Here is a 21,697-nt window from a genome sequence, read left to right as displayed (position 1 = left end):
ACCGCCTCCCCCGCGTTTGGCGGCCCCCCGGCGCTGTGCATAGGATCATTGCGCCCGGGACCGCCGGGACCGAAGGAGGATCGGTGGCCACCGGAAGCAAGGATCGCGCGTCCCGCGCGGAACGCGAGCGAGCCCGGCTCTACCAGGCCCGCCAAAGCTTCCACGAGGGACAGCAACGCCGACGCCGCCGCGACAACCTCATCGCCGGTGTCGCCGGCGGCTTGCTGATCGCGGGGATCGTCGCCGCGCAGACCGCCTACTTCACCGTCGGACCCGGGGCACCCGAACCCGCCCCCTCGCCGACCCAGACCTCGGTGCCCAGCCCGTCCGACGGGTCCACGCCCGAGCCCACCCCGCTCGAGACGACTCCGGTGCCGAGCAGCGAGCCGACGGGCGAGCCGAGCGGTGATCCCTCCGCTCCCGCGGATCAATAGGCGCACCGAGGCACAACCCCTCGTCCCGACGCGACGCCGTACTAGGCTGGGGCGCGTCCATCCCCCACACCCGGCCTCGGCCGCGATGAGGTGCATCCCGTGACTGCCGCAGCAGACCCCACCAGCCCGGAAACCCCCACCGACGACCAGCCCTGGGGCCGCGTCGACGAAGACGGCACCGTATCGGTGCGAGAGTCGGACGGATGGCGCGTCGTCGGCCAGTTCCCCGACGGCTCGCCCGACGAGGCCCTGGCGTACTTCGAGCGCAAATTCAGCGACCTCGCCTCCGAGGTGACGCTGCTCGAGGTCCGCCACCGCCGCGGTGGCGCGTCGGCCAGCGACCTCCGCTCGACCGCGACCTCTCTGCAGGCGAAGATCAGCGGCGCCGCCGCGGTGGGAAACCTCGCCGCCCTCGAGGCGCGGGTCGCCACCCTCACCGCCTCGCTCGCCGAAGCCTCGGCGTCCGAGGCCGCGGCAGCCCGCGAGGCTGTGGACGCGGCCGTGAAGGAGCGTACCGCCCTGGTCGAACGGGCAGAGGAGCTCGCCTCCCGCGATCCGCGATCGGTGCAGTGGAAGCAGGTCTCGACCGAGCTGTCCGCGCTGTTCGACCAGTGGCAGTCGCAGCAGCAGAGCGGTCCGCGACTGCCCCGCTCGACCGCGCAGCAGCTGTGGAAGCGCTTCCGCGACGCCCGTGCCACGATCGACAAGCACCGCCGGTCGTTCTACGCCGAGCTCGACGAGGCCCACAAGTCCGTCCGCGACCGCAAGACGCGGCTGATCGAACGCGCCGAAGCCCTCGCCCCGCGCGGTGAGGACGGCATCGGCGCCTATCGCGACCTGCTGGACGAGTGGAAATCCGCAGGGCGCGCCGGAAAGAAGGCGGATGACGCGCTCTGGGCGCGGTTCAAGGCCGCCGGCGACGCGCTCTATGCCGCACGCGGCGAACGGGAAGCAGCCGACGCCGAAGCATCGAAGGAGAAGATTGAGGCGAAGAAGGCCCTGCTGGCCGAAGCCCGCCCGATCCCGGACGAGAAGGACGTCGCCAAGGCCCGTTCGCTGCTGACCGGCATCCAGCGGAAGTGGGATGAGATCGGTCGCATCTTCCCTCGCGACGCCGAGCGTTCGCTCGACGACGAGCTCCGCAAGATCGAGCAGGCCGTGCGGTCGCGCGAAGAGGTCGAGTGGAAGCGCAACGACCCTGAGACGCAGGCTCGCGCCGACGACATGACCCGTCAGCTCACCGACGCCATCGCCAAGCTCGAAGCCGAGGTGGCGTCGGCCGAGGCATCGGGAGATGCCCGGGCGGTGGCGAAGGCCAAGGAAGCCCTCGAAGCCCGGCAGGCCTGGTTGCGGGCACTCGGCGGCTGACCACCGGCGGGCTCTCCACAGGGCGACCCACCGCGGGCCCATCCGCGGCAGACTCGCGGCCATGCCCACGTCGCGCTTCCTCTATCTCCCGGGCGACCGGTTGTCGGCCACCGAGCTGTCAGCAGCGCGCCTGGACGGCGACGTCATCGAGGTCGGCGACGGATACATGCCGGCCGACGCGGTGGAGACGGCGGCGCTGCGGGCAGGGTCGCTCGGCGGCATCCTCACCGATCTGTTCGCGGCCACCCATCTCAGCGCCGCCTGGATCCACGGCGCGATCGCCGAACCGCCTGCCCGCCACACGGTGCAGCGGGCCGTCGCCCGTCGGGTGACCACCGTGCACGACCGGCGCGTCCTCGTGCGCGACATGGCGCTCGATCGCGGCGACGTCGAGCGCATCGGCGGGGTCTGGGTGACCACACCCGCGCGGACCCTCTCCGACCTCTGCCTGGTCGGCGACGAGCTCCACACCCGCGCCGCCGCCGACCTCCGCGGGCTCAGACCGGGTCTGGCGGAGGCCGCACACCGACACCTCACCAGCCGAGGACGGGTGCCGCACAAGCGGCGTGCCCTCGATCTCCTCGCCGAACTGGCGGCTCGTCCGACCGATCAGGAAGATGTCACGCGGTAGACGTCGTAGACCGCATCGATGCGCCGCACGGCGTTGAGCACGCGATCCAAGTGCACGGTGTCGCCCATCTCGAACACGAATCGGCTGATGGCCAACCGGTCGTTGGAGGTCGACACCGTCGCGGACAGGATGTTGACGTGATGCTCGCTGAGCACGCGCGTGACATCGCTGAGCAGCCCGGAGCGGTCGAGCGCCTCGACCTGGATCTGGACGAGGAACACGCTCTTGGTGGTCGGGGCCCACTCCACCTCGATGAGACGCTCGGGGTCTTCCTTCAGCGATCTCACGTTGGTGCAGTCCGCACGGTGGACCGACACGCCGCTCCCCCGCGTGACGAAACCCACGATCTCATCGCCGGGAACGGGGGTGCAGCACTTGGCGAGCTTGACGAGGATGTCGGGCGCGCCACGGACCAGCACCCCGGACTCGCCGCCGCGGGGCGCCCGCGACCGGCCGACAGCCGGGAGGTCGATCGGACCCGTAGAGGTGTCCTCGGCGGCACTCACGAGCGCCGTGACCTTCTCGATCACCGATTGCGTCGACACGTGTCCCTCGCCGACCGCGGCGTACAGGGCCGAGACGTCCTCGTAGCGCAGCTGCCGAGCGACCTCGGTGAAGGAATCCTGGTTCATCAGGCGCTGGAGCGGGAGGTTCTGTCGTCGCATCGCCCGGGCGATCGCATCCTTCCCCTGCTCGACCGCCTCCTCGCGCCGCTCCTTGGTGAACCAGCCGCGGATCTTGTTGCGGGCGCGGGTGCTCTTGACGAACCCGAGCCAGTCCTGGCTCGGACCCGCATCGGGATTCTTCGAGGTGAACACCTCGACCACGTCGCCGCTGTTGAGTTCGGACTCCAGCGGCACGAGCCGCCCATTGACCTTCGCCCCCATCGTCCGGTGGCCGATCTCGGTGTGGACGGCGTAGGCGAAGTCCACCGGCGTCGCCCCCGAGGGCAGCCCGATGACGCGGCCCTTGGGCGTGAAGACGTACACCTCTTTCGCGCCGATCTCGAAGCGCAGCGAGTCGAGGAACTCGCCCGGGTCGGCCGTCTCGGCCTGCCAGTCGGAGATGTGGGCGAGCCACGCCATGTCGGCGTCGACGGCTTTGGCGTCGGCCTTGCCGCCGTTCATCCGCTCCTTGTACTTCCAGTGCGCCGCCACACCGTACTCGGCCTGCTGGTGCATCTCGTTGGTGCGGATCTGGATCTCGACCGTGCGGCCGGCCGGCCCGATCACGGTGGTGTGCAGCGACTGGTAGAGGTTGAACTTCGGGGTTGCGATGTAGTCCTTGAACCGGCCGGACAGCGGTGTCCAGCGCGCGTGGATCGCGCCGAGCACCGCGTAGCAGTCTCGGACGCTTCCCACCAGGATGCGGATGCCGATGAGGTCGTAGATGTCGTCGAACTCACGGCCGCGGACGATCATCTTCTGGTACACCGAGTACAGCTGCTTGGGCCGACCCATGACCCGACCGCGTACGCGCAGGTCGCGGAGGTCTCCTTCGACCGCTTCGATAACACTCTGGACGTACTGCTCCCGCTGCGGGGTTCGCTGCTTCACGAGACTGTCGATCTCGGCGTAGAGCTTCGGGTGCAGAACGGCGAAGGACAGGTCCTCGAGCTCCGACTTGATCGTCTGGATACCCAGCCGGTGCGCGAGCGGCGCGTAGATCTCCAGGGTCTCGGTGGCCTTCTTCTTGGCCTTCTCGGGCGGGACGAAGCCCCAGGTGCGGGCGTTGTGAAGGCGGTCGGCGAGCTTGATGATGAGGACCCGGATGTCGCGCGACATCGCCACGATCATCTTCCGGACGGTTTCTGCCTGAGCGCTCTCGCCGTACTTGACCTTGTCGAGCTTGGTGACGCCGTCCACCAGCATGGCGACCTCGTCGCCGAACTCGGCAGCAAGGGTGTCGAGGGGGTAGCCGGTGTCCTCGACCGTGTCGTGGAGAAGGGCGGCGGCGATCGCCCTCGGGCCCAGGCCGAGGTCGGCGAGAATCTGCGCCACTGCGAGGGGATGAGTGATGTACGGCTCGCCGCTCTGGCGCGTCTGCCCGGCGTGGGCTCCGTCGGCGACGGTGTACGCCCGCTCGATGATGGTGAGATCACCCTTGGGATGGTGGGTGCGGACCGTGCGCAGCAGGCGTTCGACGTCGTCGCGACGCGCGGAGCGGGAGAAGATCCTCGGCACGAGCCGTCGCAGCGACGACGTCGCCTGGGCGGAGGGGTGTGCCGGGGCGGACGGGACGGTCTCGGTCACTGACCCCTCCCTCCGCTGGACACCTCATCCTACGCCGCGTGTGCCGGCCCTTCGCGCGCGGCCCAGCTGCGACCGCGCCTTCACCTCGAGTCGCTGCTCAGACGGGAGTGCCGGCGAGCTCACGCGCGGCGAGGACGCGCTCGTCGCGTGCACGCACCGCGGGCTCCTTCTCACGGAACAGCGCGTAGAGCGGGGCGGCGACGAAGATCGTCGAATACGCCGCCACGATCGTGCCCACGAAGATCGACAGCGAGATGTCGGTCAGCGTCCGCGCGCCGAGCCACAGCGCGCCGATGAAGAGGATCGCCCCGGTGGGGAGGGCCGCGACGACGGTGGTGTTGATCGAGCGGACCAGCGTCTGGTTCACGGCCAGGTTGACCGACTCACCGAACGTGCGTCCAGAGACTTCGCCGTCCTCGCTGGTGTTCTCTCTGATCTTGTCGAAGACCACCGTGGTGTCGTACAGCGCATAGGACAGGATCGTGAGGAAGCCGATGACGGCCGCCGGCGAGATCTCGAATCCGAACAGCGCATACACCCCGACGGTGATGATCAGCACGTCGACCAGTCCGATGATCGCGGCCGTCGACATCTTCCACGTACGGAAGTAGATCGCGAGGATCAGGAACGTCAAGGCGAGGAAGATCGCCAGACCCCACAACGACTGCCGCGTGACATCCGCACCCCAGCTGGGACCGATGAAGGAGTAGCTGACATCGGCGGCCGGCACCTGGTATCGCTCCGCCAGCGCGGCGGAGATCGCCAGGCTCTCGTCATCGGTCACCTGATCGGTCTGCACGCGAATGGCGTCGGTGCCGACGGTCACCACACGGGTGGCAGCTCCCGGGACGACGGACTGGACGGCGCGGCTGGCGAGATCCTGATCGGTGGTGGCGACGCCGGAGACGGTGAACTGCGAGCCGCCGGTGAACTCGATGGAGAGCTGGATGGGACGGAACAGCGGCACCAGGGCCGAGCCGATCACGAGGACCGCCGCGATGATGAACCACAGACGTCGGCGCCCGACGAACGGGAAGCTGGTCTTGCCGGTGTAGAGATCGTTGCCGAGCTGGCTCATGGACCGCATCAGTGGTCTCCGTCCTTGACCTTCGTTGCGGACTTGCCGGACTCCGTGGCGGCGAGCTCCGCCTGCTTGCGCTCGGCGATCGTCTGCCGTCGCTCCGCTTCGCTTCGCGCCTTGCCCGCTCGCCGTGCCGCCGGCGTCTTGCCGACAGTCACGGGCGCGCGGAACTGCGCGCGACCCCGGTAGACGGCACCCAGGGCCTTCGGGTCGAGGCCGGAGAGAGGATGCCCCGAGCCGAAGAAGCGGGTGCGGGCCAGCAGCTGCAGCACGGGGTGGGTGAAGAGGATGAAGATCAGGACATCGATCACCGTCGTGAGCCCCAGCGTGAAGGCGAAGCCCTTCACGGTGGCGTCGGCGAGGATGTAGAGCACGACGGCGGCGAGGACGTTGATCGACTTGGAGATGTAGATCGTCCGGCGGGCCCGGGCCCAGCCGTCTTCGACCGCACCCGTGATGGACTTGCCGTCGCGGAGCTCGTCTCGTATTCGTTCGAAGTAGACGATGAAGCTGTCGGCCGTGAATCCGATGGAGACGATCACACCCGCCACGCCGGCCAGAGACAGGCGGTACCCGATGCGCCACGCCAGGATGCACAGGGTGATGTAGGTCAGCACGCCCATCACGATCAGCGAGGCGATGATGACGAAGCCCAGTGCGCGATACACGGCGAGGGAGTAGAGGGCGACGAGGATCAGACCGATGAGACCGGCGATGAGGCCGATCTGCAGCTGCTGGGATCCCAGGGTGGCCGAGATGGTGTCGGAGCTGACCACCTCGAAGCTCAGCGGCAGCGCGCCATAGCGCAGCTGGTCGGCCAGGGCCTGCGCGGTCTCCTGCGTGAAGCTGCCGGTGATGCTCGGGCGGCCGTCGAGGATGGGCGCGTTCATCTGCGGCGCCGAGAGCACCGACCCGTCGAGGACGAAAGCGAACTGATCCAGCGGCGGCGCGGCACCGAAGAGGCGCTGGCTGATCTCACCGAAGATCTGCGTGCCCTCGCCGTCGAAGACGAGGTTGACCGCCCAGCGACCGTCGGTCTGCTGAAGACCGAAGGTGGCGTCGTCGATCGCCGACCCGTCGAGCTCGACCGGTCCGAGGAGGTACTTGACCGTCCCGGTGGGGTCGCAGGTGATGAGCGGCTGGTCGGCGGGCGCGTTGGCAGGGTCGTTCGCGGGGTCGGAGCAGTTGTAGGCGTCGTACTGCGCCTGCAGCGCCGGGGTGATCCACGCCGGGTCGCTGCCGTCGGACGGCGAGGGGGACGGCGTCGACGGCAGGGACGGGTCGGGCGTGGGGTAGGGCGTCTGGTTGCCGTCCTGCCCGATGAAGGCGCCGGTGGTCTCGTTGCTCGTGGCGAGCACCGCACGCAGCTGCAGCTGCGCCGACTGCTCGATGCGCTGACGGGTCTCCTCGTCGGCCTCGCCGGGGATCTGCACGACGATCTGGTCGCCTGCCTGGGTGGCGACATCCGCCTCGCCGACGCCGGACGCGTCGACACGCTGCCGGATGATCGTGACCGCCTGCTCCAACTGCTCCGTCGACGGCGGTTCTGCGTTCTCCGTCTGGGCCTGGAGGACGATCTGGGTACCGCCCTGCAGATCGAGCGCGAGCTCAGGAACCCAGGAGCTCTGGCCGAACGCGTAGACGCCGAGCGCGTTGATGCCGAACAGGGCTGCCGTGATCGCCAGCAGGCCGATCAGGGCCCGCCAGGCGCGGCGGACGGGGGTGGATGTGGCCACGAGGGGTCAGCTTTCTTCGAGCCGTCGAAGGACGGGTCAGGCGTCGGGCTTGGTGCGCTTGTCCGTGTCGGAGTCGTCGATGGGCTCGGCGGGTGCAGCGGCGCGTCGGTCGTCGCTGATCGAGGTGATGTCACCCGTGGCCACGCCCTCGAGGTACTCCTCCTTGCTCACCTCGGCCTCGATGAACTCCTCCTCCGACAGCACGTCGGTGGGATTCACCACGCGGAGGATCGCCTGGCTGTGCACCTTGATGCTCACACCGGGAGCGATCTCCACGACCGCGGGCTGGTCGAGGTTGTCGGGGTCGTAGGAGACGATCGTGCCGTAGAGGCCCCCCTGGAGGAGAACCTCGGCGCCGGGGACGGTCTGGCGGGCGCGCTCCTCCTGCTCGGCCTTCTGCTTCTGCAGGCGACGGCGCGAGCTCCAGAACATGAAGACCAACAGAGCGGCCAGCAGAAGGATCAGGCCGTAGTTGGCGAAGAAGGTCGCGAAGTCCATGAGGTGAGAAGCACCTTTCGGTTTCGGCACGCCTGGGCGGCGCTGCCGTGCAGGGAGGGAAGGCGGCGAGAAGCCTTGAGCGATTATAGGTCATCGAATCTGAGGGCCCCATCGCGATGAGGGGCTCCCAGGTGCGCATAGGCGTCGGGGGTCGCGACCCGGCCGCGGGGTGTTCTGCCCATGAATCCGATGCGGACGAGGTAGGGCTCGACGACGGATTCGATGGTGTCGGGTTCCTCGCCGACGGCGACCGCGAGCGTTCCAAGGCCCACCGGACCGCCGTGGAATCGGCGGATGAGCGCATCGAGCACGGCGCGATCGAGACGGTCCAGCCCGATCCGATCGACGTCGTAGAGCTCCAGGGCCGCATTCACCACCTCGGCATCGGCTGGGCCGCCGCCCCGGTGGACGATGAGGTAGTCGCGTACCCGACGCAGCAGCCGGTTCGCGATCCGCGGGGTTCCGCGCGAGCGTCGGGCGATCTCGGATCGCGATGACGCCGGGATCTCCACACCGAGCTTGTCCGCCGAACGCCGGATGACCTGCTCCAGCTCCTCCGGCTCGTAGTACTCCAGGTGCGCGGTGAAGCCGAATCGGTCGCGGAGGGGATTGGGAAGCATCCCCGACCGCGTGGTCGCGCCGACGAGCGTGAAGGGTGCGAGATCGAGCGGGATGCTGGTGGCTCCGGCGCCCTTCCCGACCATGATGTCGATGCGGAAATCCTCCATCGCGAGATAGAGCATCTCCTCGGCGGAGCGGGCCATGCGGTGGATCTCGTCGATGAACAGCACCTCGCCCGGGACGAGGCTCGACAGCAGGGCGGCCAGGTCACCGGCGTGCTGGATCGCGGGGCCACTGGACATCCGCAGCATCCGCTCGCTCTCGTGCGCGACGATCATCGCTAGCGTCGTCTTGCCGAGCCCGGGAGGGCCCGAGAGCAGGATGTGGTCGGCCGGGCGCTGCTGGATGCGCGCGGCCTGCAGAAGCAGCTGAAGCTGACCGCGCACCTTCTGCTGCCCGACGAAATCGGCGAGCGAGGTCGGGCGAAGAGCTCCCTCGATCGCGAGTTCGGACTCGTCGGCGGGTTCGTTGGGGTCCAGAGCCTCACCCACGGAGCGACTCCCGCGCCGGCCCGAGCTCGGCGAGGGTGCGGCGCAGCAGCGCGCCGACCGAGGAGCGGTCGGCGTCGGTCGCGGTCTCCGAGACGGTGTCCACCGCCTCGGCCGCCGTGCGCTCGGACCAGCCGAGCCCCACGAGCGCCTGGACGACCTGCGCGCTGAGATCGGGGGCCGGCGTGGATGCAGCCACTCCGCCGACCGGACGGGCGGGCGCGAGCTTGCCGGCCAGCTGGACGACGATGAGCTTCGCCGTCTTCGGCCCGATCCCAGACACACGCCGGAAGGGGGCGTCGTCGTCGGCGGCCACCGCGTCAGCGATCTGCGGCACCGTGAGGGTGGCCAGCACTCCCAGCGCCGACTTGGGACCCACGCCGGTCACTCCGAGGAGGACCGAGAAGACCGCCAGCTCTTCGCGTGTGGGGAACCCGAACAGCGACAGCGCGTCTTCCCGGACGATGAGGGCGGTGTGAAGCAGGAGGCGCTCCCCCACCGGGGCGCTGCGTGAGACCTGCGGAGTCACCGCGACGGAGAACCCGACGCCCCCCACCTCGATGATGACGCTGTCGGCCTCGACGTGCAGCACCGTGCCGTGGAGGGAGGAGATCATGAGCTCAGCTTAGAGGACGGTTCGGACATATGTTCTAGCGACACACCCGCGGCGTTCAGCGACGCGCGAGTCGCTCGGCGTCGGCCCACCGCTGCTGCGCGGGAGTGAGCGCGCCGGAACCGGATGCGGCCGCGGCAGCGCCGCGCCGCCAGGCGTGGCACAGCGCGATCGCAAGGGCGTCCGCGGCGTCGGCGGGTTCGGGCAGGCTGTCGAGGCGCAGCACGCGCGCCACCATGGTCTGCACCTGGCGCTTGTCGGCCGCACCGTAGCCGGTGATGGCGGCTTTGACCTCGGTCGGGGTGTGAGTGGCCGCCGGCAGGCCCGCCTCTCCCGCCACGAGCAGGGCGATGCCGCTGGCCTGCGCGGTTCCCATCACGGTATGTCGATTGTGCTGGGCGAACACGCGCTCGACGGCGACGACCGCAGGATCGTGCGCTCTTACGATGTCGCGCAATCCGGCCGCGAGCGCGGCAAGACGGTGCTCGATCGGCGCACCCGCCTCGGTGCGGATCACGCCCACGTGGACGAGACGCGCGCTGCGATCGGCCGCGACATCGACCACGCCGATCCCGCAGCGGGTCAGACCCGGGTCGACGCCCAGGACCCGCAGGGAGGGAACGCGTGAAGAGGCCACCCCGCCACGCTAGGCGCGAGGATCGCACTCCGGGGTGAGGCGCGCCCCGGGCTCAGTCGTCCGCTTCGAGCTCGGCCTGGACCTCGGGGGTCAGGTCGAGGTTGCTGAAGACGTTCTGCACGTCGTCGCTGTCTTCGAGCGCATCGATCAGCCGGAAGACCTTCCTCGCCGTGTCGGCGTCGACCTCCACCTTGAGGTTGGGGACGAACTCGACGTCGGCGGAGTCGTAGTCGATCCCCGCGTCCTGGAGGGCCGTGCGCACCGACACCAATTCGTTGGCCTCGGTGATGACGGCGAAGCCCTGGCCGTGCGGCTCGACCTCTTCGGCGCCGGCATCGAGGACGGCCAGCATGACGTCGTCTTCGCTCGTCCCCTCGCCGGGAACGACGATCACTCCCTTGCGGGTGAAGTTGTAGGCGACGCTGCCGGGGTCGGCCAGGTTGCCGCCGTTGCGCGAGAGGGCGGTGCGCACCTCGGCGGCGGCACGGTTGCGGTTGTCGGTCAGACACTCGATCATGAGCGCGACGCCGTTCGGACCGTAGCCCTCGTACATGATCGAGGTGTACTCGACCGCTTCGCCGCCGATCCCCGCGCCGCGCTTGATGGCGCGGTCGATGTTGTCGTTCGGGACGGAGGTCTTCTTGGCCTTCTGCACCGCGTCGTACAGCGTGGGGTTGCCGGAGAGGTCGGCCCCGCCGATCTTGGCGGCGACCTCGATGTTCTTGATGAGCTTGGCGAACGACTTCGCACGGCGGGCGTCGATGACGGCCTTCTTGTGCTTGGTGGTCGCCCACTTGGAGTGGCCGGACATGCCATCGATTCTAGCCGCGCCTCTCCCCGCTCCCCTCGCGACCCCTCCCCGTCCCCGCGAGAGTGGATCTGCGCGCCGAGAGCACGGGGCGCACCCGCATCCTCGGCACCCCGTTGCACTCTCGCGAGAGCGGCGGGACACTGTCGCCATGGATGAGCGCGACGCGGCGCTGGACGCCGCCCACGAGGCGGCGCGGGAGTTCCTGGCGTCTCTGCCCGACCGCCCCGTCTGGCCCCGGGCGAGCGTCGAGGAGATGACCGCAGCCTTCGGCGGCCCCCTCCCCCGCACCGGCCGGCCCGCCCCCGAGATCATCCGGGATCTCGCCGTCCGTGCCGATCCGGGCCTCGTCGCGATCCCGGGCGGCCGCTTCTTCGGGTTCGTCATCGGGGGCACCCTGCCGGCCGCCCTCGCCGCCGACTGGCTGGTCTCGACCTGGGATCAGAACTCCGGCTCGAGCGCCATGACCACGGCCACCGTCGCGCTGGAACGCGTCGCAGGTGACTGGTTGCTGGAGATCCTCGATCTTCCTCGCGGCGCGTCGGTGGGATTCGTCACCGGCGCGCAGGTGTCGAACTTCGTCTGCCTCTCGGTCGCTCGGCACGCGCTCCTGCGGCGCCGCGGCTGGGACTTCACCCGTCAGGGACTCAACGGATCGCCGCCGATACGGCTGGTGGTCGGTCGCGATCGCCACGGTTCGATCGATCGCGCGGCGCGATTCCTCGGGCTCGGCGACGCCGACACGGTCGTCGTCGACTCCGACGACGACGGCAGGATGCGACCGGTCGCCCTCGCCCGCGCGCTCGACGAGGCTCCCGCGGACGCGGCGACGATCGTCTGTCTGCAGGCGGGCGAAGTCCACACCGGGGCGTTCGACCCGTTCGCCGAGCTCATCCCGATCGCGAAGGCGCACGGGGCGTGGGTCCACGTCGACGGCGCGTTCGGCCTGTGGGCCGCGGCGTCACCGCGGCTTCACGCCCTCACCTGGGGAGTGGACGCCGCCGACTCCTGGACGACCGATGCGCACAAGACGCTGAACGTCCCGTACGACTGCGGTATGGCGATCGTCCGGAATCCGGCCGACTCGATCGCGACGTTCCGGGCCGGCGGCGACTACCTGATGTACACCGGCTTCGATCCCTGGGACGTCACGCCGGAGCTGTCACGCCGGGCCCGCGGCGTCCCGGTGTGGGCGGCCCTGGCGTCTCTCGGCCGAGACGGCGTCGAAGCCCTCGTCGATCGACTGCACGCGAACGCGCGCAGGCTGGAACGGGGCCTGCGTGCCATCCCGGGCGTGACGGTCGTCTGCGCGCCGGACTTCACCCAGGTGATGTTCCGACTGGATGACGACGACGCCACCCAGGCGCTCGGGCGCGCCGTCCTCCAGGAGGGAACGGCCGCCCTCACGGGAGCGCACTGGCGCGGGCGGGCGGTACTGCGCTGTTCGATGTCGTCGTGGGTGACCACCGACCAGGACATCGACCTGACCCTCGCCGCGATCGCCCGCCTGACCTCGCCCGCGGTCGTCTGACCGCACCGCCCCGCTCCCACCGCCCGCCTCGCGCCGCGAGAGTGCAACGGCGCGATGGATTCTCGCGGAGGATGGGGAGGGTGGGGAGGCCGGGTGGGCGGGGCTCAGGCGTGCGACGCCACGTGGTCGAGGAAGCGTCGGTGGAACCGGGTCTCCCCCGAGACCTCGGGGTGGAACGCGATCCCCAACAGAGCGCCCTGCTCGACGGCGACCACGCCCCCGCCCGCGAGCGACGCAAGCGCCCGCGCGGCAGGTCCGACGTCGGTGACGAGCGGGGCCCGGATGAAGGCGGCGTGAACGGATGGCCCGGAGAAGCCGTCGACCACCAGCTCCGTCTCGAACGACTCCACCTGGCCGCCGAAGGCGTTCCGCTTGACCGTCACGTCGAGTCCCCCGAAGGTCTGCTGCCCGGCGATCCCGTCCTCCAGACGGTCGGCGAGCAGGATGAGCCCCGCGCACGTGCCGAAGACCGGCATCCCGCCCGCGATCGCGCGGCGGATCGGCTCCTGCATCCCGAACGCCCGCGACAGCTTGTCGATCGTGGTCGACTCGCCGCCGGGCAGCACCAGCCCGTCGACGGCCGCCAGTTCCTCGGGTCGACGGACGAGGTCGACCTCAGCGCCGAGTTCCGACAGCACACGAGCGTGTTCGCGCACGTCCCCCTGGAGGGAGAGGATGCCGACGCGCGGCCTACCAGCCACGCTCGGCGAGGCGGTGAGGAGCAGGCAGGTCGGAGACGTTGATGCCGACCATGGCCTCCCCGAGTCCGCGCGAGACCTCGGCGATGACCTTCGGGTCGTCGAAGAACGTGGTCGCCTTGACGATGGCCGCGGCGCGCTCGGCGGGGTTGCCCGACTTGAAGATGCCCGAGCCGACGAAGACGCCGTCGGCACCGAGCTGCATCATCATCGCGGCGTCGGCCGGTGTCGCGACGCCGCCCGCGACGAAGAGAACGACCGGAAGGCTCCCGGTCTCGGCGATCTCGGCCACCAGCTCGTACGGAGCCTGCAGCTCCTTGGCCTTGACGTAGAGCTCGTCCTTCGGCAGCGAGGTCAGCGCGGCGATCTCGCCGCGGATCCTGCGGATGTGCTTCATCGCCTCCGACACGTCGCCCGTGCCCGCCTCACCCTTGGAGCGGATCATCGCGGCGCCCTCGGTGATGCGCCGCAGCGCCTCACCCAGGTTCGTCGCGCCGCACACGAACGGCACGGTGAACTTCCACTTGTCGATGTGGTTGACGTAGTCGGCGGGCGAGAGCACTTCGGATTCGTCGATGTAGTCGACGCCGAGCTCCTGGAGCACCTGGGCCTCCACGAAGTGCCCGATGCGCGCCTTGGCCATGACCGGGATCGACACAGCCTCGATGATGCCGTCGATCATGTCGGGGTCGCTCATGCGCGACACGCCACCCTGCGCACGGATGTCGGCGGGCACGCGCTCGAGGGCCATGACGGCCACGGCGCCGGCGTCCTCGGCGATGCGCGCCTGCTCGGCGGTGACGACGTCCATGATGACGCCACCCTTCAGCATCTCGGCGAGGCCGCGCTTGACCCGGTCGGATCCGGTCGTCGGTGTGCTCATCATCGGTCCTTTCAAGACGAGGTTCGATTTTTGACCTAGGCCAGAAAATACCATGACCTACGGCGTAGGCTGGTCACGATGACGGCGATCGACATGCAGCAGGCGATCCGTGGCACCACCGCGGCGGAGATCGCCCGCAGCATCCGTTCGTCGATCGAGGAGGGCATCCTCTCCCCCGGCGACACGCTTCCCCCGGTCCGCGATCTCGCTGCGGCCCTCGGGGTGAATCGCAATACCGTCGTGGCCGCCTATCGGCAGCTCTCGCAGGCGGCGCTCGTCGTCTCCCGCGGCCGGGGCGGCACACGCGTGGCCGACCGCGCGCCGGTCCCGCAGGAGGGCTTCGCCCCCGACACGGTCCTCCGCGACGTCGGTACCGGAAACCCCGATCCGACCCTCATCCCCGATCTCGCTCCCGCCCTGGGCCGGATCGCCTCCCGGCCCGTGCTGTACGGCGAACCGGTCGTCGACGCCGAGCTGGCCGCGTGGGCCGCAGCGTGGTTCGAGCCCGATGTGCTCGCCGACGAGATGCGTATCACCGTCACCAACGGCGCGGTGGACGCGCTCGAACGACTCCTCGCCCAGGCCCTGACCCGAGACGACGCGGTCGCCCTGGAAGACCCCTGCTTCCTCTCCGCCCTTCACACGGTGCGGGTCGGCGGATATCGGCCGATCGCCGTCCCCGTCGACGACGAGGGGATGACGGTGGCCGGCCTTTCCGCCGCGCTCGACGCCGGCGCCCGCGCGATCGTCTGCACGCCCCGCGCGCAGAACCCGACCGGGGCGGGGATGACCGCCGAACGCGCCGAGGCTCTGCGAGACGTGCTGGCGCAGCATCCCTACGTCCTCATCGTCGAGGACGACCACTACTCCCTGCTCTCTCGCCGCCCCTACCTGTCGCTGATCCCCTCCGGACACCGCCGGTGGGCACTGGTGCGATCGGTGTCGAAGTTCCTGGGACCCGACATGTGTCTCGCCCTGGCCGCGACCGACCCCGACACCGCGGAGCGCCTTGCCACGCGGCTCAGCCCGGGAACGACCTGGGTGAGCCATCTGCTGCAGCGCCTGGCGCTTGCGCAGCTGACCGACCCGGGTGCCCGCGGGACGATCGATCGTGCGGCCGCCCACTACGCCGCCCGCAACGCGCGTGTCGCCGAGCTCTTGCGCGACGCCGGTCTCGACGCCACCCCACGCGACGGGCTGAACCTCTGGGTCGACACCGGCGCGCCCGCACGGGCGATGTCGGAGCAGCTGATGCGCCGCGGCTGGCTCGCGCGCACCGGAGACGAATTCTCGCTGCGCACCGATGAGCCCAGCACCCATCTCCGTCTCACCGTCCACGACCTCGACGACGTCGACGCCCGGGCACTGGCCCGCGACCTCTCCGCCGCCGCGCGTGCCGCGGCCCTCACCGAAGGATGATGCTCCCGTGAAGATCCTCTCGATCCAGTCCGCCGTCGCGCACGGCCACGTCGGCAACTCCGCGGCGGTCTTCCCGCTGCAGCGGATCGGCGTCGAGGTGCTGCCGGTCTACACCGTGAACTTCTCCAACCACACGGGGTACGGCGCGTGGCGCGGGCCCCTCATCGCTCCGACCGACGTCGCCGAGGTGCTCACCGGCGTCGAGGAACGGGGGGTGTTCGGGCAGATCGACGCCGTCCTCTCGGGCTACCAGGGCAGCGAGGGGATCGGCGACGTCATCGTCGACGCCGTGCGCCGCGTGAAGGCCGCGAATCCCGACGCGCTCTACGCGTGCGACCCGGTCATGGGGAACGCCAGATCCGGATGCTTCGTAGCCCCCGCGATTCCCACGCTGCTGCGCGAACGGGTCGTCCCGGTGGCCGACATCATCACCCCGAACCAGTTCGAGCTCGGCTTCCTCACCGACACCGAGCCGCTGTCGCTGCAGTCGACGCTGGACTCCGTCGACGCCGCGCGCGCAATGGGCCCGCGGACCGTGCTCGTGACGAGCGTGGAGCGCCCCGAGCGCGAGGAGGGCACCCTCGAGATGCTGGCGGTCGACGACGCCGGAGCGTGGATCGTGCAGACTCCCCAGCTGCCGATGAAGGCGAACGGCTCGGGTGACGTCACCGCCGCGCTCTTCACCGCGCACTATCTGCGCACCCGCAGCGCGGCCGAGGCGCTGGCGCGCACCGTCTCGAGCGTCTTCGACCTTCTCGCGCTGACCCTCGAATCCGGCGAACGGGAACTCCAGCTCGTCGGGGCGCAGGAATACTACGCGCACCCGCGGATGCAGTTCCCCGTCGCGCAGGTGCGCTGAGGCCGGAGCGACCGCGCGTTCAGCCGTAGACCTCGGTGAAGGCCGCCTCCCACTGGGGTCCGTCCTCGGGGCAGAGGAAACCAGAGCCGAAGACCATGACGCTCGCGACGTTGCGCTCGGCGGCGAGGCGCTGATCGGCGGTGAAGTCGTCAGGGATCAGCTGCGCGAAGACCGGCGACGAGGCGACGTGGGCCTGCAGCAGCGGTGCGTCGACCTCGTGATCATTGAGGATCGCCGTCTCGCACGCGTCGGCGGCGAGCGCGAGCGAGATGCTCTCGGTCTGGGCGTCCCACGTTCCGCCCTGCGACTCGATGAACGCCCGCTGCTGGGCGATGAACTCCTGCTGCGCCGGCGTGACCGCCACGAGCGGCGTGCCATCGAGGGGAAGCTGCTGGTCGGCGAGGAACTGGTCGCGCTCGGCGAGGGCGTCGGCCATCGGATCGTCGCCGTCCGCATCGTCGCTCGCCGACGGGGTGGGAGCCGACGAGGAGGCCGTGGGGCTCGACGAGCTCTCCACCTCGACGGGAAGCGAGAAGGAGCAGCCGGCCAGACCCAGGGCGACGATCACGAGGGAGGCGGCTGCGACGGTCGAGCGTGAAGGCATGCCCGCCACCGTAACGGGCGCCACGCTGCGACGCCCGGGGTTGTCCACACCCTCGGCACGCGGTATCAGGCGGGCCAGGCGTCGGCGATGGCGACACGCACCTCGCCGAGCAGCTGCGGAAGAGCCTTGGTCTTGGCGATGATCGGAAAGAAGTTCGCGTCGGTCGCCCAGCGCGGCACGATGTGCTGGTGAAGGTGCGCGGCGACACCCGCACCGGCCACCGCTCCCTGGTTCATCCCGATGTTGAAGCCGTCGCACCGCGAGACCCGCCGGAGGACGCGCATCGCCGTCTGCGTCAGAGCGCCGATCTCGGCCACCTCCTCGGCCGTCGCCTCGTCGTACGTGGCGATGTGACGGTAGGGGCAGACGAGAAGATGCCCGGAGTTGTAGGGGAAGAGGTTCAGCAGGACGTACGCCGTCTTCCCGCGGGTGACGATGAGGCCGTCTTCGTCGGACTTCCGCGGCGCCTCGTCGAAGGGGCACTCCTCCCGCAGCGGCTCGGGACCGGCCTGGATGTACGCCATCCGATGCGGCGTCCACAGCCGCTGGAACTCATCGGGCACGCCGGCGAGGTCCGCGGCGGCGACGAGGTCGTCGCCGCCGCGGACGGAGTCAGACACGGAAATCCTCGGCGGTGTTCACGAGCAGGTGGCCGTCGATCGCCGCGCGGATGCGACGGACCGCGTCATCCACGGCGATGCCGTTCTCCTGGCTGCCGTCTCGGAATCGGAACGACACCGTCCCCGCCGACCGGTCCTGCTCGCCGGCGATGAGGATGAGCGGCACCTTCTGCGTGGTGTGGGTGCGGATCTTCTTCTGCATCCGGTCGTCGCTGTGGTCGACCTCGGCGCGAACACCCTCGGACCGCAGGCGCGCCACGATCTGATCGAGATAGTCGGCGTACTCCTCCGCGACCGGCACGCCCACCACCTGCACGGGCGACAGCCAGACCGGGAACGCTCCGGCGTAGTGCTCGAGCAGGATCGCGAAGAACCGCTCGATCGACCCGAACAACGCCCGGTGGATCATGATCGGGCGCTTTTTCTGACCGTCACGGTCGGTGTACTCCAGTTCGAAGCGCTCGGGCAGGTTCGGATCGACCTGGACCGTCGACAGCTGCCAGGTGCGGCCGATCGCGTCGCGGGTCTTCAGGTCGATCTTCGGACCGTAGAACGCCGCTTCACCGGGAACCTCGGTGAGCTTCAGGCCGCTGGCGACGGCGACGTTGCGGAGCGCATCGGTCGAGTACTCCCAGAACTCGTCGGAACCGATCCACTTCTCCTTCTCGTCGTCGCGCATCGACAGCTCGAGCTCGAAATCGTCGAGACCGAAATCGCGCAGCATCGAGATCACGAACTCCAGCACGCGCGTCGCCTCCCCCTCCAGCTGCTCGGGGGTGACGAAGAGGTGGGAATCGTCCTGGGTGAACCCGCGCACCCGGGTCAGGCCGTGGAGCGCCCCGGAGAGCTCGTTGCGGTACACGGTCCCGTTCTCCGCCAGGCGCATCGGCAGGTCGCGGTAGCTGCGCGCACGCTCCTTGAAGATCAGGATGTGCATGGGGCAGTTCATGGGCTTGAGGTAGTAGTCCTGCCCCGCCTTGGTGACGGCCCCCTCGGCGTCGCGCTCCTCGTCCAGGGTGATCGGGGGGAACATCCCCTCCCGGTAGGTCACCAGGTGGTTGGACTGCAGGAACAGGTCCTGCTTGGAGATGTGCGGGGTGTAGACGTAGGTGTAGCCGCCTTCGATGTGTCGCCGGCGGGCGTGCTGCTCCATCTCGCCGCGCACGATGCCGCCGCGAGGATGCCACACCGACAGTCCCGACCCGATCTCCTCGGGGAACGAGAACAGGTCCAGGTCGCGGCCGAGCTTGCGATGATCGCGCTTGGCCGCCTCCTCGAGGCGGTGCTGATAGGCGCGGAGGTCGTCCTTGGATGCCCATGCGGTGCCGTAGATGCGCTGCAGCTGCGGGTTCTTCTCGCTCCCCCGCCAGTACGCCCCGGCGACACGCTGCAGCGCCCAGCCGTTCCCGATCGTCCGGGTGTTCGGCACGTGCGGACCGCGGCAGAGGTCCTTCCACACCGTCTCACCGTCGCGGTCGACGTTGTCGTAGATGGTCAGCTCGCCTGCTCCCACCTCGACCGAGGCCCCTTCGGTCTTGTCTGCCCCGCCTTTGAGCCCGATGAGCTCGAGCTTGAACGGCTCGGAGGCGAGTTCGGCGCGCGCCTCTTCGTCGGTGACGACGCGCCGGACGAACCGCTGACCCTCGCGGATGATGCGCTGCATCTCCTTGTCGATGGCCTTCAGATCCTCCGGGGTGAACGGCTGATCCACGCCGAAGTCGTAGTAGAACCCGTCGGTGATCGGCGGCCCGATCCCGAGGTTCGCCTGCGGCGAGATGCGCTGCACGGCCTGGGCGAGCACATGTGCGGTCGAGTGGCGGAGGATCGACAGACCCTCGGGGCTGTCGATGGTGATGGGTTCGATGTCGTCGCCGTCGCCGACGGTCGTCGCGAGGTCTCGCGGTTCTCCGTTCACACGCATGGCGATGACGGACTTGTCGGGGAAGAGCGCGAAGCCGTCGGCGCGGGCGGATTCGTCCGACGAGGAAGCGTCAGTCACAGGGGTACTCCTGGGTCTCGGTCACGGGTGGTCGGTCACGTTCTCAGCTTCGGGCGCACCGGCGCCCCGCCCGCTCAGGCGTCGAGCGTTCGCGTGCCGACCAGGGCGGCGAGAGCCGCGATGCTGGGCCGGGAATCCATGCCGACAGTCTAGTCAGGTCGGGGCGCGCGGACCGGGGCACCATGATGGTGCAGTGAAGACCTGGATGCTGGGGCTCGGGCTGCTCGCTGCCGGCGCGGTGGCCCTGGCGACCGGTGTCCTCCCGGCATCCGAGCTCCTCGCCGTCGGCGACCGGGTCTGGAGCATCCTGCTGTTCGTCGTGGCGATCACGGTCGTCGCCGAACTCGCTGCATCCGCCGGCGTCTTCGATGTCGCCGCTGCGGCCCTGGCGCGGATCGCCCGCGGCAGGACTCTGCTGCTGTGGGCGCTGGTCGTCGCCCTCGCCGTCGGGGTCACCGTGTTCCTCTCTCTCGACACCACCGCTGTGCTTCTGACTCCGGTCGTGCTCGCCGTCGCGCGTGCCCACCGACTGGACCCGATCCCCTTCGCGCTCGCGACGGTGTGGATCGCCAACACCGCCTCCCTGGTGCTGCCGATCTCGAACCTCACGAACCTGCTCGCCGTGGACCGCATCTCCGGCGGCGATATCGCCGGATTCGTGGCACTGCTGTGGCCAGCCGCCGTGGTGTCGATCGTTCTGTCGGTGCTGTTGCTGTTCGTGGTCTTCCGCCGCCGGCTTCGGGGTCGGCACGATTCCTCGGCACCTCCGGTCGTGTCGGACCGCGTTCAGCTGAGGGTCGCGGCGACCATCGTGATCGTTCTGCTGCCGTTCCTCGTCAGCGGCATCCCGCCCTGGATCCCGGCGAGCCTCGCCGCTCTCGCCCTGACGGCGCTTTTCGCGTGGCGCTCGCCCCGCCGCCTGCGGCTCTCGCTCGTGCCGTGGTCACTGCTGATCTTCGTCTGCGGTCTCTTCGTCGCCGTCGCCGCGCTCGAGGCCCTGGGAGCCCTCGAACCGTTGGAGGCGCTCATCGGTCCGGGTGACTCGGCGGCCTCTCTTGCGAGCATCGCGGGGGCCGGGGCGGTAGCGGCCAACATCGCGAACAACCTCCCCGCCTACCTCCTGCTCGAGTCCGCCGCCGACGACCCGGTGCGCCTCGCGGCGCTGCTCATCGGGGTCAACGCCGGGCCCCTCGTCACCCCGTGGGCGTCGCTGGCGACGCTGCTGTGGCACTCCCGGGTCGTCGCGGCCGGCGTCACCCTGTCCTGGGCGCGCTACGCCGTCCTCGGCCTGGTGGGAGCGCCGCTCATCGTCGCCGGCGCGGTGCTGGCGCTCGCCGTGACGACCGCCTAGCCGCCCCGCCTCCCCAGCGTCAAGAAAGCGTCAACCAGATCCACAGGGCGAGCGTGACGAGCGGGATGAGGAAGTCGAGCACGAGGATGGGGCCGGCGTTGTTGATCGAGAGATTGCGTTCGACCACGATCGCGCGGATGTGACCGATGCCCGCGAGGACGAGGAAGACCAGCGCGGCCAGGATCGGGGCGAGCCAGGCGTCTGCATCGAACGCTGCGGCGGCGACGATCGCGGCCACGCCGATTCCGAGGTTGGCCGCACCGACTTCGAACTGGAAGGGACCCGGCTGCCAGCCGATCGATCGGGCGATGACGGGCCCGAAGAAGAGGTGGGCGATGCCATTGCCGACGCTGGAGGACCCGATGAGGAACAGGACGGCGTTCATCGTCGTCCACCGCAGAGCGTCGGCACCGCCGGTGACGACGAAGCCGACGATCTCGGCGATGACGAAGAGGATCACCCCCGCGAAGGGAAGCAGGCCGACGAGAAGCGGCGTCTTCTGCGGTGTGATGGATCGTGCAGCGTCGGGCGATATACCGGTCATGCGCGTGATCGTACCGCCCGAC

Annotated in this window: 21 protein-coding genes; 7 read left to right on the top strand and 14 right to left on the bottom strand. The window is 69.7% G+C overall.

What is annotated here, in order from left to right; translation table 11 throughout:
* Positions 1-83: 83 nt before the first annotated feature.
* The 3 genes from DT073_RS09645 (at position 84) to DT073_RS09635 (ending at position 2,433) form a co-directional block, all read left to right on the top strand.
* On the top strand, positions 84-434 hold the full coding sequence (locus tag DT073_RS09645; RefSeq protein ID WP_124293194.1) for a superantigen-like protein SSL4: 351 nt from the start codon (positions 84-86) through the stop codon (positions 432-434).
* A 99-nt stretch (positions 435-533) separates the two neighbouring features.
* Positions 534-1,802: a DUF349 domain-containing protein gene (locus tag DT073_RS09640; protein WP_124293193.1), complete on the top strand. Its 1,269-nt coding sequence runs from the start codon at positions 534-536 to the stop codon at positions 1,800-1,802.
* A gap of 61 nt (positions 1,803-1,863) precedes the next feature.
* Positions 1,864-2,433 carry a type IV toxin-antitoxin system AbiEi family antitoxin gene (locus tag DT073_RS09635; RefSeq protein ID WP_124293192.1) on the top strand — a complete coding sequence of 190 codons (570 nt, stop codon included), beginning with the start codon at positions 1,864-1,866 and terminating at the stop codon, positions 2,431-2,433.
* Here the strand turns inward: DT073_RS09635 and DT073_RS09630 are convergent.
* The 8 genes from DT073_RS09630 to DT073_RS09595 form a co-directional block, all read right to left on the bottom strand.
* A complete protein-coding gene (locus DT073_RS09630) occupies positions 2,412-4,685 on the bottom strand; it encodes a RelA/SpoT family protein (RefSeq protein ID WP_124293191.1) in 2,274 nt (757 codons plus the stop codon). The genes DT073_RS09635 and DT073_RS09630 overlap by 22 nt on opposite strands.
* A gap of 97 nt (positions 4,686-4,782) precedes the next feature.
* Positions 4,783-5,772, bottom strand: a complete 990-nt coding sequence (gene secF, locus DT073_RS09625; protein ID WP_124293190.1) for a protein translocase subunit SecF — start codon at positions 5,770-5,772, stop codon at positions 4,783-4,785.
* Complete coding sequence (gene secD / locus DT073_RS09620) at positions 5,772-7,502, bottom strand: protein translocase subunit SecD (RefSeq protein ID WP_124293189.1); 1,731 nt, start codon at positions 7,500-7,502, stop codon at positions 5,772-5,774. The genes secF and secD overlap by 1 nt, the downstream gene beginning before the upstream one ends.
* A 36-nt stretch (positions 7,503-7,538) precedes the next feature.
* Entirely contained in the window at positions 7,539-8,000 is a 462-nt protein-coding gene (locus DT073_RS09615) for a preprotein translocase subunit YajC (protein WP_124293188.1), read from the bottom strand.
* 83 nt (positions 8,001-8,083) lie between these two features.
* Positions 8,084-9,112 (bottom strand): Holliday junction branch migration DNA helicase RuvB, encoded by a 1,029-nt coding sequence (gene ruvB, locus DT073_RS09610; protein ID WP_124293187.1) that lies wholly within the window; start codon positions 9,110-9,112, stop codon positions 8,084-8,086.
* Entirely contained in the window at positions 9,105-9,725 is a 621-nt protein-coding gene (gene ruvA / locus DT073_RS09605) for a Holliday junction branch migration protein RuvA (RefSeq protein WP_124293186.1), read from the bottom strand. Before ruvA ends, ruvB begins: the two co-directional genes overlap by 8 nt.
* Before the next feature lie 55 nt (positions 9,726-9,780).
* Positions 9,781-10,359, bottom strand: a complete 579-nt coding sequence (gene ruvC / locus DT073_RS09600; RefSeq protein WP_124293185.1) for a crossover junction endodeoxyribonuclease RuvC — start codon at positions 10,357-10,359, stop codon at positions 9,781-9,783.
* 52 nt (positions 10,360-10,411) lie between these two features.
* The gene (locus DT073_RS09595) at positions 10,412-11,170 is read right to left on the bottom strand and encodes a YebC/PmpR family DNA-binding transcriptional regulator (protein WP_124293184.1); all 759 of its coding nucleotides are present in this window, start codon (positions 11,168-11,170) and stop codon (positions 10,412-10,414) included.
* A gap of 148 nt (positions 11,171-11,318) precedes the next feature.
* On the opposite strand from DT073_RS09595, the gene DT073_RS09590 reads away from it, so the two are divergent.
* Positions 11,319-12,698: a pyridoxal phosphate-dependent decarboxylase family protein gene (locus tag DT073_RS09590; RefSeq protein ID WP_124293183.1), complete on the top strand. Its 1,380-nt coding sequence runs from the start codon at positions 11,319-11,321 to the stop codon at positions 12,696-12,698.
* A 104-nt stretch (positions 12,699-12,802) separates the two neighbouring features.
* Here DT073_RS09590 and pdxT read toward each other — a convergent pair whose 3' ends face one another.
* Both pdxT and pdxS read right to left on the bottom strand, forming a co-directional pair.
* Complete coding sequence (pdxT, locus tag DT073_RS09585; RefSeq protein ID WP_124293182.1) at positions 12,803-13,399, bottom strand: pyridoxal 5'-phosphate synthase glutaminase subunit PdxT; 597 nt, start codon at positions 13,397-13,399, stop codon at positions 12,803-12,805.
* Positions 13,389-14,279 carry a pyridoxal 5'-phosphate synthase lyase subunit PdxS gene (gene pdxS / locus DT073_RS09580; protein ID WP_124293181.1) on the bottom strand — a complete coding sequence of 297 codons (891 nt, stop codon included), beginning with the start codon at positions 14,277-14,279 and terminating at the stop codon, positions 13,389-13,391. The genes pdxT and pdxS overlap by 11 nt, the downstream gene beginning before the upstream one ends.
* Before the next feature lie 93 nt (positions 14,280-14,372).
* On the opposite strand from pdxS, the gene DT073_RS09575 reads away from it, so the two are divergent.
* Both DT073_RS09575 and pdxY read left to right on the top strand, forming a co-directional pair.
* Entirely contained in the window at positions 14,373-15,698 is a 1,326-nt protein-coding gene (locus DT073_RS09575) for an aminotransferase class I/II-fold pyridoxal phosphate-dependent enzyme (RefSeq protein ID WP_124294453.1), read from the top strand.
* A gap of 7 nt (positions 15,699-15,705) precedes the next feature.
* Positions 15,706-16,557: a pyridoxal kinase PdxY gene (gene pdxY / locus DT073_RS09570; protein WP_124293180.1), complete on the top strand. Its 852-nt coding sequence runs from the start codon at positions 15,706-15,708 to the stop codon at positions 16,555-16,557.
* 19 nt (positions 16,558-16,576) lie between these two features.
* Here pdxY and DT073_RS09565 read toward each other — a convergent pair whose 3' ends face one another.
* The 3 genes from DT073_RS09565 to thrS all read right to left on the bottom strand — a co-directional run bounded on the left by DT073_RS09565 (position 16,577) and on the right by thrS (position 19,702).
* The gene (locus DT073_RS09565) at positions 16,577-17,161 is read right to left on the bottom strand and encodes a hypothetical protein (RefSeq protein ID WP_124293179.1); all 585 of its coding nucleotides are present in this window, start codon (positions 17,159-17,161) and stop codon (positions 16,577-16,579) included.
* A gap of 65 nt (positions 17,162-17,226) precedes the next feature.
* Positions 17,227-17,781, bottom strand: a complete 555-nt coding sequence (locus DT073_RS09560; RefSeq protein WP_240638562.1) for an HIT family protein — start codon at positions 17,779-17,781, stop codon at positions 17,227-17,229.
* Entirely contained in the window at positions 17,774-19,702 is a 1,929-nt protein-coding gene (thrS, locus tag DT073_RS09555; RefSeq protein WP_240638844.1) for a threonine--tRNA ligase, read from the bottom strand. Before thrS ends, DT073_RS09560 begins: the two co-directional genes overlap by 8 nt.
* A 271-nt stretch (positions 19,703-19,973) precedes the next feature.
* Between thrS and DT073_RS09550 the strand changes: the two genes are divergently transcribed.
* Positions 19,974-21,131, top strand: coding sequence for an SLC13 family permease (locus tag DT073_RS09550; protein ID WP_240638545.1), 1,158 nt, complete (start codon positions 19,974-19,976; stop codon positions 21,129-21,131).
* Positions 21,132-21,150: 19 nt separating this feature from the next.
* Here the strand turns inward: DT073_RS09550 and DT073_RS09545 are convergent, their stop codons facing one another.
* On the bottom strand, positions 21,151-21,675 hold the full coding sequence (locus DT073_RS09545; protein ID WP_124293177.1) for a DUF6790 family protein: 525 nt from the start codon (positions 21,673-21,675) through the stop codon (positions 21,151-21,153).
* Positions 21,676-21,697 lie beyond the last annotated feature (22 nt).

This window comes from Microbacterium sp. ABRD28, assembly GCF_003850245.1.
In the GTDB taxonomy this organism is placed as follows: Bacteria; Actinomycetota; Actinomycetes; order Actinomycetales; family Microbacteriaceae; genus Microbacterium.
Note: the sequence above shows the minus strand (reverse complement) of the source record. Positions and strands in the feature narration are given on the sequence as shown.

Bases quoted from the DNA above. Each gene is read 5' to 3' on its own strand.
- DT073_RS09635 (WP_124293192.1), top strand. From the start codon at position 1,864: ATGCCCACGTCGCGCTTCCTCTATCTCCCGGGCGACCGGTTGTCGGCC.
- DT073_RS09595 (WP_124293184.1), bottom strand. From the start codon at position 11,170: ATGTCCGGCCACTCCAAGTGGGCGACCACCAAGCACAAGAAGGCCGTC.
- DT073_RS09545 (WP_124293177.1), bottom strand. From the start codon at position 21,675: ATGACCGGTATATCGCCCGACGCTGCACGATCCATCACACCGCAGAAG.
- pdxS (WP_124293181.1), bottom strand. From the start codon at position 14,279: ATGAGCACACCGACGACCGGATCCGACCGGGTCAAGCGCGGCCTCGCC.
- DT073_RS09590 (WP_124293183.1), top strand. From the start codon at position 11,319: ATGGATGAGCGCGACGCGGCGCTGGACGCCGCCCACGAGGCGGCGCGG.
- DT073_RS09565 (WP_124293179.1), bottom strand. From the start codon at position 17,161: ATGCCTTCACGCTCGACCGTCGCAGCCGCCTCCCTCGTGATCGTCGCC.
- secF (WP_124293190.1), bottom strand. From the start codon at position 5,772: ATGCGGTCCATGAGCCAGCTCGGCAACGATCTCTACACCGGCAAGACC.
- DT073_RS09615 (WP_124293188.1), bottom strand. From the start codon at position 8,000: ATGGACTTCGCGACCTTCTTCGCCAACTACGGCCTGATCCTTCTGCTG.
- thrS (WP_240638844.1), bottom strand. From the start codon at position 19,702: ATGCGTGTGAACGGAGAACCGCGAGACCTCGCGACGACCGTCGGCGAC.
- ruvA (WP_124293186.1), bottom strand. From the start codon at position 9,725: ATGATCTCCTCCCTCCACGGCACGGTGCTGCACGTCGAGGCCGACAGC.
- DT073_RS09575 (WP_124294453.1), top strand. From the start codon at position 14,373: ATGCAGCAGGCGATCCGTGGCACCACCGCGGCGGAGATCGCCCGCAGC.